At 71.9% G+C, this 12076-nt stretch carries 11 protein-coding genes; 5 read left to right on the top strand and 6 right to left on the bottom strand.

Annotated elements, in window-relative coordinates; genetic code table 11:
• Positions 1-458 precede the first annotated feature (458 nt).
• From ACX938_RS13455 to pcaD, 5 genes are read right to left on the bottom strand one after another with little or no spacing between them, the layout of a single operon-like run.
• On the bottom strand, positions 459-1538 hold the full coding sequence (locus ACX938_RS13455; protein ID WP_459431431.1) for a zinc-binding dehydrogenase: 1080 nt from the start codon (positions 1536-1538) through the stop codon (positions 459-461).
• Positions 1535-2746 (bottom strand): TCR/Tet family MFS transporter, encoded by a 1212-nt coding sequence (locus ACX938_RS13460; RefSeq protein ID WP_459431432.1) that lies wholly within the window; start codon positions 2744-2746, stop codon positions 1535-1537. The genes ACX938_RS13455 and ACX938_RS13460 overlap by 4 nt, the downstream gene beginning before the upstream one ends.
• Positions 2747-2753: 7 nt before the next feature.
• Positions 2754-4091: a lyase family protein gene (locus tag ACX938_RS13465; protein ID WP_459431433.1), complete on the bottom strand. Its 1338-nt coding sequence runs from the start codon at positions 4089-4091 to the stop codon at positions 2754-2756.
• On the bottom strand, positions 4088-4798 hold the full coding sequence (locus ACX938_RS13470; protein ID WP_459431434.1) for an alpha/beta fold hydrolase: 711 nt from the start codon (positions 4796-4798) through the stop codon (positions 4088-4090). Before ACX938_RS13470 ends, ACX938_RS13465 begins: the two co-directional genes overlap by 4 nt.
• Positions 4798-5583 (bottom strand): 3-oxoadipate enol-lactonase, encoded by a 786-nt coding sequence (gene pcaD / locus ACX938_RS13475; RefSeq protein WP_459431435.1) that lies wholly within the window; start codon positions 5581-5583, stop codon positions 4798-4800. The genes ACX938_RS13470 and pcaD overlap by 1 nt, the downstream gene beginning before the upstream one ends.
• A 924-nt stretch (positions 5584-6507) precedes the next feature.
• Here pcaD and ACX938_RS13480 point away from each other — a divergent pair.
• On the top strand, positions 6508-7689 hold the full coding sequence (locus ACX938_RS13480) for an alpha-hydroxy acid oxidase (RefSeq protein WP_232755105.1): 1182 nt from the start codon (positions 6508-6510) through the stop codon (positions 7687-7689).
• On the opposite strand, the gene ACX938_RS13485 is transcribed toward ACX938_RS13480, so the two are convergent.
• Positions 7652-8821, bottom strand: coding sequence for an MFS transporter (locus ACX938_RS13485; protein WP_459431436.1), 1170 nt, complete (start codon positions 8819-8821; stop codon positions 7652-7654). The two genes, ACX938_RS13480 and ACX938_RS13485, sit on opposite strands and share 38 nt — an antisense overlap.
• Positions 8822-8967: 146 nt before the next feature.
• Here ACX938_RS13485 and ACX938_RS13490 point away from each other — a divergent pair, with 146 nt between their 5' ends.
• From ACX938_RS13490 to ACX938_RS13505, 4 genes are all read left to right on the top strand, one after another.
• Positions 8968-9636, top strand: a complete 669-nt coding sequence (locus ACX938_RS13490) for a 50S ribosomal protein L25/general stress protein Ctc (protein ID WP_459431437.1) — start codon at positions 8968-8970, stop codon at positions 9634-9636.
• Between the two features lie 197 nt (positions 9637-9833).
• The gene (gene pth / locus ACX938_RS13495; RefSeq protein WP_459431438.1) at positions 9834-10631 is read left to right on the top strand and encodes an aminoacyl-tRNA hydrolase; all 798 of its coding nucleotides are present in this window, start codon (positions 9834-9836) and stop codon (positions 10629-10631) included.
• Entirely contained in the window at positions 10628-11668 is a 1041-nt protein-coding gene (locus ACX938_RS13500; RefSeq protein ID WP_459431439.1) for a DUF2332 domain-containing protein, read from the top strand. The genes pth and ACX938_RS13500 overlap by 4 nt, the downstream gene beginning before the upstream one ends.
• Before the next feature lie 15 nt (positions 11669-11683).
• A complete protein-coding gene (locus tag ACX938_RS13505; protein WP_232755110.1) occupies positions 11684-12061 on the top strand; it encodes a DUF2237 family protein in 378 nt (125 codons plus the stop codon).
• The last annotated feature ends 15 nt before the right edge of the window (positions 12062-12076 follow it).

Here is a 12076-nt window from a genome sequence, read left to right on the forward strand (position 1 = left end):
CCATATGGGGGGCGCGCGCCCCGGGCCGCGCGATCGGCCCGCCTGGCCCAAGGCCGCAAGCCGCGCCGCCACCTCACCAAGAGCGCCGCGCCACCGTGCGCGCCGAACGGACCGGCCACTGCGCCTCCAAGCGCGCCGCGCCAACCGGCCGCGCCCCCTCGGCCAACCCCAACCACACCCCCAAGGCACACCCAGCCCAAACCGCCCCCGGGAGCCCGAGGGCAGCGCCCTCGTGGCCGCCCCAACGAGGGCGGCTCCCCCCACCACCCGCGCACCCCACGCCAGCCCCCAAAGCGCAGCTCTTTCTTGCGCATGGCCGGGCTGAAAATACTCCGGGAGCGCGAGGGCAGAGCCCTCGCTGCCGCCCCCCGGGCGGCTCCGCCCGCCCCGCCAAACACAGCCAAAGCCTCGAGAAAAAGCAACGAGCCGGACACAAGCCCAGCCCAACGCGCCCCAATTCAGAACAGGATCACGTTCCGCCGCGCCGCCCCGCTTTTCGTGTCCGCGATGGCCGCGTTGATCTCCTCGAGGCTCCAGCGGCCCGAGATCAGCTCCTCGAGCTTCAGCCTCCCTTGAGCCCAGAGATCGGCGATCCAGGGGATGTCGCGGGCGATCACCGCGTCGCCCATCTTGGAGCCGATCATGCGCTGGCCGGAATAGGCCAGGCGGAAGGGGGCATAGGCGGCCTCGGCCCCGGCGTGGGGCAGGCCCAGCATGACCACCCGGCCGCCGAAATCGAGGTAGCGCGGGGCGGCCTCGTAGGCGGCGGTGGCGCCGACAGTCACGGCCACGAGGTCGGCGCCCTTGCCGAGCGCGCGCATCGCTTCGCGCCAGGGGCGGTCGCCGCTCGCGAGCACCCCGTCGGTGGCGCCGAAGGCGCTGGCGGTCTCGAGCTTCTCCTCGCTCATGTCGACGGCCAGGATGCGCCGGGCGCCGGCGAGCCGCGCGCCCTGGATGGCGTTCAGCCCGACGCCGCCGGCGCCGATGACCACCACGTCCTCGCCCGGGCGCAATCCACCCGCGTTGACCACGCCGCCGATGCCGGTGATCACCCCGCAGCCCAGGAGGGCGGCCACCTCGCCGGGCATTTCCTCGGGGACCGCGACGCATTGGCTGCGCTGGATCACCACGCGGCTTGCGAAGGCGCCGCAGTCCATCTCGGCGGCAACGGGCGTGCCGTCGGGGCGCGAGAGCGGGCTTGGATGCGGGGCGGGCGTCCGGCAGAGCGTCGGCTGGCCCGAGGCGCAGGTGGCGCAGGATCCGCAGGCGCGGATCAGGGTCAGCACCACCCGGGTGCCGGGTGTCAGGTCGGTGACCCCGGGCCCGCAGGCGCGGACCCGCCCGGCGGCCTCGTGGCCCAGGACCAGGGGCGGGGTGCCGCCGTAGCCGCCCTCGGCGAAGGCGATGTCGGAATGGCAGATGGCGACGGCCTCGATCTCGACCTCGATCTCGCCCGCGCGCGGGGCGCAAAGCTCGAGCTCCTCGATCTGCATGGGCTGGCCGAACTCGGTGACGACGGCGGCGGTGATGCGGCTCATGCGGGGGCCTCCTTTGAGATGCGCGGACCGCCGGGAGCGAGCATCAGCCCCAACGCGACGGCCAGCAGTCCGACGGACAGCAGGAAGGGTGCGCCGGCGAAGCCCTCGCCGCCGCGGGTGAACCAGAAGAAGGTCGTGGTCATGATCGGCGGCGAGAGGATCGCCGCCAGCGCCCCGGTGGCCGAGAAGAGCCCCTGCAGCGCGCCCTGTTCGTCGTCGGGCACGGCGCGGGCGACAAGCCCCTGGATCGCCGGGCTGGTCACCGCGGCGAGCCCGGCGAGCGGCACCAGGATCAGCACCAGCGTGCCCGATTGCAGCAGCGCCAGCAGCACGAAGACCAGCGAATTCATGCAGAGCCCGTAGATCACCGTCCCGCGTTCGCCGAGGTAGCGCAGCACCAGGCGGATGAGCCCGCCCTGCATGATCGCCGCCGAGATCCCGAAGATCCCCAGCGACAGCCCGATCAGCCCCGGGTCCCAGCCGAAGCGCGCCACGCCGTAGTAGGACCAGATCGCCGGGTAGACGAAGAAGGCCATCTGCAGAAGGAAGAAGACCGCGATGGCCCGCGAGGTGCCGGGGATGCGCCCGAGCGCCCGGAAGGCGCCCAGCGGGTCGAGGCGGCGCGGATCGATCGGGCGGCGGCGCGCTTCGGTGACCGTCTCGGGCAGGGCGAGATAGCCGATCGCGAGGTTCAGCGCGGCAAGCCCCGCGGCGGCGAAGAAGGGCGCGCGGGTGCCGAACTCGCCCAGGAGCCCACCGAGAAGCGGGCCGATCACGAAGCCGATGCCGAAGCCCGCGCCGATCAGGCCGAAGTTGGCGGCCTTCTCCTCGGGGCGCGAGAGGTCGGACATGGCCGCCGAGGCGACCGACTGGGTGGCCGCGGTCACGCCCGCCACGATCCGGCCCAGCACCAAGAGCCAGAGCGCCTGGGCAAAGCCCATGACCAGGTAGTCGAGCGACATGCCCGCGAGCGCGGCAAACAGCACCCGCCGTCGCCCGAAGCGGTCCGAGAGCGCCCCCAGGAGCGGCGCGCAGAGAAACTGCATGAGCGCGAAGACGGTGGACAGAAGCCCGCCCCAGAGCGCGGCATTGGCGATGTCGCTGCCGGTGATCTCGCGCAGGAGGTCCGGCATGACCGGCATGATCAGCCCGACGCCCATGGCGTCGATCACCACCGTGGAGACGAGGAAGAGCTTGGCCGCCTTCATCGCCCTCTCATCCCCCGGCGGCGGGGGGGACGCGGGCGGCGCGGGCGAAGCCGCGGGCCTCGGCCGGGGCGGTGCCCAGAAGCGCCTCGGGGGTGAAGTCGGCGTGCGTGATGCCGGGGTGGCGCTCGGCGGCCAGGGCCACGAGGTCGGCGCCGCTCTCGGCGGCCTCGCGGGCCAGGGCCTTCATCGCCGCCTGGGCCTCGGGGCGGGGCATCTCGCGGGCGAGCGCGAAGGACAGCGCCTCGGCGGCCAGCGCCCCCTTGGCGCCCGAAAGGGTCGCGGCCATGGCCTCGGTCCGGGGCGCGAGCCCCTCGAGCAGCGGCCCCGCGGTCTCGAGCGCGGCGGCGCCCGCCAGGCAGAGCTGCGGCAGCACCATCCATTCGGTGAACCAGGCCGCCCCGTCGCGCTGGTGGCGCTGGCGCCCGGCGGTGGTCAGCGTCTGGGCAAGCCCGCCCGCGTGGGTGCCGAGCATGGTCAGCACCGAGGGCGCCACCGGGTTCTGCTTCTGCGGCATGGTCGAAGAGGCGCCGGTGCCGCCCAGCGTGACCTCGCGGGTCTCGGAGGCGGCGAGCAGCGTCAGGTCCTCGCCGATTTTTGCCAGCGCCCCGGTCGTGCGCGCGATCCAGGCGCCGAGGCGCAGGATCGGGGTGCGGTCGGTGTGCCAGCTCCGGCCCGGGTCCTCGAGGTTCAGCGCCTGCGCCAGCTCGCTCCGCAGCGCCGAAGGGTCGGGCCCCAGCGCCGAGGCCGTGCCTGCCGCGCCGGACAGCGAGACCCAGAGGCCCGACTTCAGCGATGCAAGCTCTTCGCGCAGCTCCAGAAGCGGCCAGCCCCAGGCGGCGGCCAGCGCGCCGAAGCTCGTGGGCGTGGCGTGCTGAAGGTAGGTGCGCGCGGCCATGGGCGTCTCGGCATGGGCCTCGGCCTGCGCGGCGAGCGCGGAGATCACGCGGTCGAGCGCGGTCTCGTAATGGCCCAGCACCTGGCGCAGCCGCAGCATCAGCGCGGTGTCGGTCACATCCTGCGAGGTGGCGCCGAAATGCACGTATTGCGCATGTTCGGGCGCCTGCATCAGCTCGCGGAAGGCGCTGACCAGCGCGGGCACCGGCACGCCGTTCTGGCCTGTCGCCTCGGCCAGGCCCGCCGGGTCGAGCTGCAGTTCCAGCGAGGCGCGGTGGATCGCCTTGGCGCTGACCTCGGGGATCAGCCCGGCGGCGCCCTGGACGCGCGCCAGCGCGCCCTCGACGATCATCATGGCGCGCACCTCGGCGCTGTCGGTGAAGAGCCGCCCGACCTCTCCGGTCGGCACGAGCTTGCCGTAAAGGGCACTGTCGAAAAGCGCGGCGCTCATGTCCGGGCGATCCGGTCGAGGTGGCGGGCGAGCCCGGCGGGGTCGGAGAAGAAGGGCGAATGGCTGGTCGGCATGCGGATCACGTCGTCTTGGTGGAAATCTTCTGCCATCTCGGCCTGGAACTCGGGCGGGATGGCGCTGTCCTCCTCGCAGAGGATGTAGCTGCGGGGCAGGGCCTGCCAGTTCGGCCCCAGCGTGAGCTTGGTGGCCTGGGGCAGGATCGCCTGCGGGCAGAGGTTCTCGAGCGCGAAGGCCACGGAGGCCTCGGGGCAGTCGTGGTAGAAGACCTCGCGCGCGTGTTCGGGGATCACCGAGAAGCTTTTCCCGTCGGCGGATTTCTCCAGCGCCTTCATGATCGGCTGGCGCGGCGCGCGGAGGCGCATCTCGACCAGCGAAAAATCGGGCCAGGGCACATAGGCGCAGAGGTAGACAAGCCGGGTGATCTGATCCGGCGCGCGGTCGGCGGCGCGGCTGATCGGGTAGCCGCCCATGGAATGGCCGACCAGGATCGTGGGCCCGTCGATCGCGGCCTCGATGGCCTCGGCGTAGGCGTCGAGCGTGACCTCCCCGAGCGGGGTCCGGTCGGCGCCATGCGAGGGCAGGTCGATGGCCCGGGTCTCGTGCCCCAGCGCCTCGAGCGCCGGGCGCAGGTCGCGCCAGCACCAGGCGCCGTGGCAGGAGCCGTGCACGAGCAGGAAGCGCGCCATCAGCCCGCCACGCGGGTCAGGAAGTCGGTCAGGTGGCGCGCGTAGGTCTCTGGCGCCTCGACGCAGGGCAGGTGGCCGGCGCCGCGGATCAGCCGGAACTCCGAGCCCTGGATCAGCTCCACCGTCTCGCGCACGAGGTCGGGCGGGGTGGAGCCGTCCTCGGAGCCCGCGATGCCGAGGGCGGGCAGGGTGATCGCCGCGGTGGTGCTGTAGAAATCCGTGCCCGCGATGGCCGCGCAGCAGCCGAGGTAGCCCTCCTGCGGCTGGCGCACCAGCATGTGCCGCCAGGCGTGGAAAGGCGCGGTGGTGCGGAAGGCCGCGGAGAACCAGCGCTCCATGGTGGGATCGGCGAGCGCCTCGATGCCGCCTTTGCGCACGCCCGCCATGCGGTCGTCCCACATTTCGCGGGTGCCGATCTTGGCGCCGGTGTTCGACAGCACGATGCCGCGCAGAAGGTCGGGCCGTTTCGCCGCGAGCCCCTGGGCGATGAGCCCGCCGATGGAGAGGCCGACGAAGCTGGCGTTCTGAGCGTTGAGATGTTCGATCAGCTGCTCGGCGTCGCGCACCAGCGTGCCCATCGGGTAGGGCCCCGGCGGGCAGTCCGAGAGCCCGTGCCCGCGCTTGTCGTAGCGGATGTAGCGGTAGCCCTGGGGCAGGAGCGGCAGGAGCTGGTCCCAGAGCCGCAGGTCGGTGCCGAGGGAGTTGCCGAAGACCACCGGCGGGCCGTCGGGGTCGCCGTCCTCGCGGTAGTGCAGGCGGATGCCGTCGAGCTCGGCGATCTTCATGGCGGGCCTCCCTAAGTGTCCTCGGGGTCATGCCTAGCGGGCTTCGGCGCGGAAGGAAACGGGGGAGGGGGTGTGGGGGTGGTTTGGGTGGGGGCGTGCGGGCAGTGCTGGTGGCAGGGATTGGTGTGCAAGGCTGTGCCGGTGGCAGAGGATTGGTTTGGGCCGTTGGCCTCGCAAGTAGCTCAAAAAAATCGTCAAAGACGGTCACGTGTAGCGCGGCGGGCGTCGTGTTCGCGACCCGGCTATGCCGACAGAGAAGCCCCGCATGTCACCCCGCACCCGCCATCCAAGCCAGCACCCCCTTGCGCCCGAATAGCATCGAAGATGCCGGGCGCGCGCCGGACCGGCCCGATGGGCCGGCGCTCCTTGGGATGGTGTTCATAGCTCACAGCCAGTCCTGACCTTGCTGGGATAAAGCGCTTTGCTCTCCTGTCGGCAGCGCCGGCCCCCGGTCCGGCGCGCGCCCTCTGGTTGGGCGGGTTGAGAGGGCAGTGGGCGCGGGTGTGTCCCGAGCGGCGTCAACCCGGCGGTTCTGCCAGAGCGCCACGCGTCGCCCCTCACGCGCAGCGCCCCGTCGCTCGGTGCCACACGACGCGACCGCCCAACGGCCGCCAACCGGGCGCCCCGCCGGCGCCCCGCATGCAAATCGCTCCGCCGCCGCGCCCGTCACGCGCAGTGCCCCGCCGCTCGGTGCCACACAGCGCGACCGCCCAATGGCCGCCAACCGGGCGCCCCGCCGCGCCCCTCACGTGCAGCCCCCGCCGCAGCGCGCCTTCCGGCGCGGCCTCCTGCACCCCGCCTTCCGGCGCGGCCGCCCACACCCCGCCTTCCGGCGCGACCGCGTGCCGCCTCCCCACAACCCCGGATTGCCCACCCTCTCGGGCCTTGCTACTGCTCCTCGAAACGCCCGAGGAGGGGGAGCCCATGCCCACCATCACCGAGATCGAGGATCTGCGCCGCATCTACCGCCGGCGGGTCCCGAAGATGTTCTACGACTACACCGAGTCCGGCAGCTGGACCGAGCAGACCTTCCGCGAGAACTCCTCGGATTTCGACCGCATTCACCTGCGCCAGCGGGTGGCGGTGGACATGGCCGACCGCTCGCTCAAGAGCCAGATGATCGGCGAGGACGTCTCCATGCCGGTGGCGCTCGCGCCGGTGGGGATGACCGGCATGCAGCACTGGGACGGCGAGATAAAGGCCGCCCGCGCGGCGGAGGACTTCGGCGTGCCCTACAGCCTCTCGACCATGTCGATCTGCTCGATCGAGGATGTCGCGGCCAATACCTCCAAGCCCTTCTGGATGCAGGTCTACACGCTGAAGGACGACGACTTCATGCAGCGGCTCTTCGACCGGGCCAAGGCGGCGAACTGCTCGGCGGCGATCATCACCGTGGACCTGCAGCTCCTGGGCCAGCGCCACCGCGACATCAAGAACGGCCTCTCGGCCCCGCCGAAGCTGACCCCGCGCTCGGTCGCCAACATGATGACCAAGGTGCACTGGGGGCTCGGCATGCTCTCGACCAAGCGCCGCGCCTTCGGCAATATCGTCGGCCACGCCAAGGGGGTCACCGATCCTTCCTCCTTGGCGAGCTGGACGGCGAAATCCTTCGACCAGTCGCTCGACTGGGACCGCATCCGGCAGTTCCGCAAGATGTGGGACGGCCCGCTCATCATCAAGGGCATCATGGACCCGCGCGACGCCCGCGAGGCGCTGAACGTCGGCGCCGATGCGATCATCGTGTCGAACCACGGCGGGCGGCAGCTCGACGGGGCGATCTCCTCGATCCGGGCGCTGGAGCCGATCCTCGAGGCGGTGGGCGACAAGATCGAGGTGCATATCGACAGCGGCATCCGCTCGGGGCAGGACGTGCTGAAGGCCATGGCCATGGGCGCCAAGGGCACCTACATCGGCCGCGCCTATGTCTACGGGCTGGGCGCCATGGGGCAGGCCGGGGTGACCAAGTCGCTCGAGGTGATCCGCCGCGAGCTGGACCTGTCGATGGCGCTCTGCGGGCACCGGCATCTGACCGGCGTCGACCGCGACATCCTCATGGTGCCCAAGGGCTTCAGCGACGGATGGGATCAGGCGCCGCCCGCCGCATGAGCGGCAGGAGCGCCGCGGGGATCGCGAGGATCAGCACCGCCAGCGCGGTGAAGCTGGCGGCCAGCCCGAAGCCCTCGGCCAGGAGCCCCATCATCGGCGGGCCCGCGAAGAACCCCGCGTAGCCCACCACCGAGAGCCGCGAGACCATCCGCGCGCGGTCGCGGGCGCGGATGCGGCGGCCCGCCCAGGCAAAGACCGTGGGCACGATCAGCGACAGCCCGAGCCCCATGGCGGTGAAGCCCGCGTAGGCCAGCGCCAGGCTTGGCGCCTGCGCCGCGAGGGCCGCGCCCGCCGCGGCGACCAGCGCGGCGGCGCGGATCAGCACCGCTTCGCGCACCACCCGCGTCGCCGCCTGCCCGAAAAGCCGCCCGATGCCCATGGTCAGCCCCAGAAGCGCGGGCCCGAGCGCACCCGCCGCGGCACCCGCCTCGTGGCTGCGTTCGAGATGCAGCGCCGACCAGCCCTCGGTGCCCTGTTCGGCCAGGAAGGCCAGGCAGATGATCGCCCCGCCGGTCAGGATCAGCGGCAGCGGGATCTGCGACGCGCGGATCTCGTCCTCGGCGTCGCTCTCATCCTCGCGCGGGGCCGGCTGGCGGATCACGTAGAGCGCGGCCAGCAGCGTCATCAGCGCCACCGTGGCGAAGATCGCGAAGGGCGTGGCCCCGGCCTCGCGGGCGAGCCCCGCCGCCACCGCCGAGACCGCGTAGATCAGCGAATAGCTCGCATGGGCGAGGTTCATCAGCGAGCGTCCCGCGCTGGCCTCGAGCCCGCTCACCCGGGCGTTCATAGCGACGTCCAGAAGCCCATAGCCCGCGCAGGCCGCGACCATGGCAAGCGTGAAGGCCAAGGGGCTGCCCGCGAGCCCCGGCAGGAGCGCCCCGCCCGCGGCGAGGCCGGTGATCAGCCCCAGCGCCCGGGCGCCGAGCCAGCGCTCGAAGACCGGCGCCAGCCACATCGCCGCGACCGCGCCCAGCGTGGCCACCAGAAGCGCCATACCAAGCGCCGCGTCGCTGAGGCCCGCGGCCTCTTTGACATCCGGCACGGAGGCCGCGAAAGAGCCCCAGAACAGCCCCAGCGCCATGAAGGAGGCGGCCGGCGCCCGGGCCACGCGCAGATCGTCGAGAAATCCCATGCGGCCGCCTCTGCCATCCCGCGCGGGGAAAGGCCAGAGGGCGGCGGAGATGGCCCTTGTCAATCCGGGCGTTCCCCTGTAACGCGCAGGGCTTCAACGCGGGGATACAGCCTTGGAGGGTCCCCGCCCGTACATGGAGTAAGAAAATGGCTGGAGAAATTCCTGATCTTCACGCCCTGGAACGGACGGGGACGGGCAAGGGCGCCGCTCGTCAGGCACGCCGCGACGGCATGGTTCCGGGCATCGTATTCGGCGGGGACGTGGATCCGCTGCCGATCCAGATCCCCTTCAACGACCTTCTGAAGAAGCTGAAGGCCGGTCGCTTCAAGTCGACCCTCTACAACCTCAAGGTCGAGGGCCAGGAAGACGTGCGCGTCATCTGCCGTGACGTGCAGCGCGACGTGGTGAAGGATCTGCCGACCCACTTCGACCTGCTGCGCCTGCGCCGCAGCACGAAGATCAACCTCTTCATCCCGGTCGAGTTCGTCGGCGAAGAGGAATGCCCCGGCCTGACCGCAGGTGGCGTGATGACCGTGATCCGCCCGGAGATCGAACTGATCGTGACCGCCGGCGAGATCCCCGAGAAGGTCACCGTCGACATCTCCGCGCTGAACATCGGCGACGGCGTGTCGATCTCGGACGTGACGCTGCCCGCGGGCACCAAGCCCACGATCGACCGCGACTTCGCGATCTGCTCGATCTCCGCGCCTTCGGCTCTGGCCGCCGCGGAAGACGAGGAGGAGGTCGAGGAGACCGAGGTCACCGAGCAGAACGCCGAGACCGTCGAAGGCGAGAAAGAGACCGCCGAGGAATAAGCCCGCCGCGCCTAGGCGCGCCTGCGGCTTTGAACGGCCCCGCCAGCCCGGCGGGGCCGTTTTTCTTTGCGCGTTTGCTGGCGGCGCGCGGGTGGCCTATGTCTGCGCCAAAGGACCGCGCGGGGCGCGCCTGTGCGCCGCCCGCGCCGGGCCTGGCCGCCGCGGCATCGAGGACAAGAGAGGGAAGGACAGCCGGCATGAAACTCTTCGTCGGTCTCGGGAACCCCGGGCGGGACTATGCGGGCCACCGCCACAACATCGGCTTCATGGCGCTCGATGCCATCGCCGAGGCGCATGGGCTGGGCCCCTGGAAGCAGAAGTTCCAGGGCGAGCTGGCCGAGGGCCGGCTGGGCGCCGACAAGGTGCTGCTGTTGAAGCCGATGACCTACATGAACCGCTCCGGCCAGTCGGTGGGCGAGGTGGCGCGGTTCTACAAGCTCGGGCCCGAGGACGTGGTGGTCTTCCACGACGAGCTGGACCTCGCGCCGGCGCGGCTCAAGGTCAAGGAAGGCGGCGGGCATGCCGGGCACAACGGGCTGCGCTCGATCCACGCGCATCTGGGCGAGGCCTACCAGCGCGTGCGCCTCGGCATCGGGCACCCGGGCCACAAGGACCTGGTATCGCGCTACGTGCTGCATGATTTCGCCAAGGAGGACGCCGAGTGGCTCGACGACCTGATGCGCGGCATCGCGGATGGCGCGCCGGATCTCGCCGATGGCGACAAGGGCGGTTTCATGAACAAGGTCTCGCTGCGGGTGGCGCCGGCGCGCAGCTCGAAATCCGAAGGCGGGAAGGCGGCGAAGGGCGGTGGTCCGGCGAAAGCGAAGGGCGGTGCGGCTTCGGACAAGCCTGCGGCGAAAGGCGGGGCGTCGGAGAGCCCGGCTGCGGCGAAAGCCGGGGCCTCCGGCGGCAAAGCCGCAGCGGCTGAGGCGCCCGAGACGCCGGAGGCCGACGACCGCTCGCCGCTCCAGAAGCTGGTGGACCGCTTCCGGTGAGCCTCCGCGCCGCCTTCGAGACGCAGGCCCGACATTGCGCGGCGCTCGACTCCCCCTTCATGGCCCGGCTGATGACGCTCTGCGCGGAGCGGCTGCGCCCGGGCGGACAGGTTGCCGACCGGCTCTTCGCCTGGCCGGGCGACACCAGCGCGGCGGGGGACTCGGTGCCGCTGAGGCTCGCGGGCGCGCTGCACCGGCTGGTGCTCTCGGGCCGCGCGCACGGGCTTGCGGCGGTCTATCCGCCGCAGGAGGCCGGGGACGAGGCGCTTTGGGCGGCGGTCACGGAGGTTCTGGCGCAAGAGGCCGCGGCGATCGACGCCATGCTCGACAGCCCGCCCCAGACCAACGAGGTGCGCCGTGCCGCCTGCCTGATCGCCACGGGCCACGCGCTGGAAGCGCGCTTCGGCCTGCCGCTGCGGCTGAGCGAGCTGGGCGCGAGCGCGGGGTTGAACCTGATGTGGGACCGCTTCGCGCTGGAGGCCGGGGAGATGCGGCTCGGGCCCGCCGCGCCACTCCTGACGCTGAGACCCGAGTGGCGCGGCGAGGCGCCCGAGATGGGTGCGCCGCAGGTGATCGAGCGGCGGGGTGTCGACCTCGCGCCGATCGACGCGCGCGATCCGGCGGATGCCGAGCGGCTCCTGGGCTATCTCTGGCCCGACCAGCCCGAGCGGCTGGAGCGCACCCGCGCTGCCCTCGCGGGTTTCACCGCAGAGGTCGCGGCGGGCGACGCGTTGGACTGGCTGCCCGCCCGGCTTTCCGAGCGGCAGGAGGGGACGCTGCACCTGATCTATCATACGGTGGCCTGGCAGTATCTGCCCGAGGCGGCCCGTGCCCGGGGCGAGGCGCTGATCGAACAGGCCGGCGCAGAGGCCAGGCCCGAGGCGCCGCTGGCGCGGCTGTCGATGGAGACCGACGGTCGCCCCGAGGGCGCGGCGCTGCGGCTGCAGGTCTGGCCCGGGGGTGAGGCACATGACCTCGGGCGGATAGATTTCCACGGCCGCTGGGTTGACTGGCGGCGGCCCGTCTGGCCCCGTTGACCGCAGGAGGTGACGATGCAGAAAGACCCTGAAATCAACGTCCTCGGAGAGGATCTTGAACCCTGTTCCAAGGACCCGCTGACCGGGTTCTTCCGGGACGGCGCCTGCAACACCTGCGCCGAGGACCGGGGCAGCCACACGGTCTGCGCGGTGATGACCGAGGAGTTCCTGGCCTTCTCGAAATACGTCGGCAACGACCTCTCGACCCCGCGGCCCGAGTTCGGCTTCGGCGGGCTCAAGGCCGGCGACCGCTGGTGCCTCTGCGCCAGCCGCTTCCTGCAGGCCCACGAGGAGGGCTGCGCGCCGCAGGTGGCGCTGGCCTCGACGCACCAGCGCGCGCTGGACATCGTGCCCATGGCGGTTCTGAAGGCCCGGGCGCTGGACATGCAGTAGGGAAAGGCCCGGCGT

It is taken from the genome of Roseivivax sp. (assembly GCF_054552075.1).

What these genes read in the sequence shown, in the direction of transcription:
- ACX938_RS13455 (WP_459431431.1), bottom strand. Translation starts at nt 1,538, where the DNA reads ATGAGCCGCATCACCGCCGCCGTCGTCACCGAGTTCGGCCAGCCCATG.
- pth (WP_459431438.1), top strand. Translation starts at nt 9,834, where the DNA reads ATGAAACTCTTCGTCGGTCTCGGGAACCCCGGGCGGGACTATGCGGGC.
- ACX938_RS13465 (WP_459431433.1), bottom strand. Translation starts at nt 4,091, where the DNA reads ATGAGCGCCGCGCTTTTCGACAGTGCCCTTTACGGCAAGCTCGTGCCG.
- pcaD (WP_459431435.1), bottom strand. Translation starts at nt 5,583, where the DNA reads ATGAAGATCGCCGAGCTCGACGGCATCCGCCTGCACTACCGCGAGGAC.
- ACX938_RS13460 (WP_459431432.1), bottom strand. Translation starts at nt 2,746, where the DNA reads ATGAAGGCGGCCAAGCTCTTCCTCGTCTCCACGGTGGTGATCGACGCC.
- ACX938_RS13480 (WP_232755105.1), top strand. Translation starts at nt 6,508, where the DNA reads ATGCCCACCATCACCGAGATCGAGGATCTGCGCCGCATCTACCGCCGG.
- ACX938_RS13505 (WP_232755110.1), top strand. Translation starts at nt 11,684, where the DNA reads ATGCAGAAAGACCCTGAAATCAACGTCCTCGGAGAGGATCTTGAACCC.
- ACX938_RS13470 (WP_459431434.1), bottom strand. Translation starts at nt 4,798, where the DNA reads ATGGCGCGCTTCCTGCTCGTGCACGGCTCCTGCCACGGCGCCTGGTGC.
- ACX938_RS13485 (WP_459431436.1), bottom strand. Translation starts at nt 8,821, where the DNA reads ATGGGATTTCTCGACGATCTGCGCGTGGCCCGGGCGCCGGCCGCCTCC.
- ACX938_RS13490 (WP_459431437.1), top strand. Translation starts at nt 8,968, where the DNA reads ATGGCTGGAGAAATTCCTGATCTTCACGCCCTGGAACGGACGGGGACG.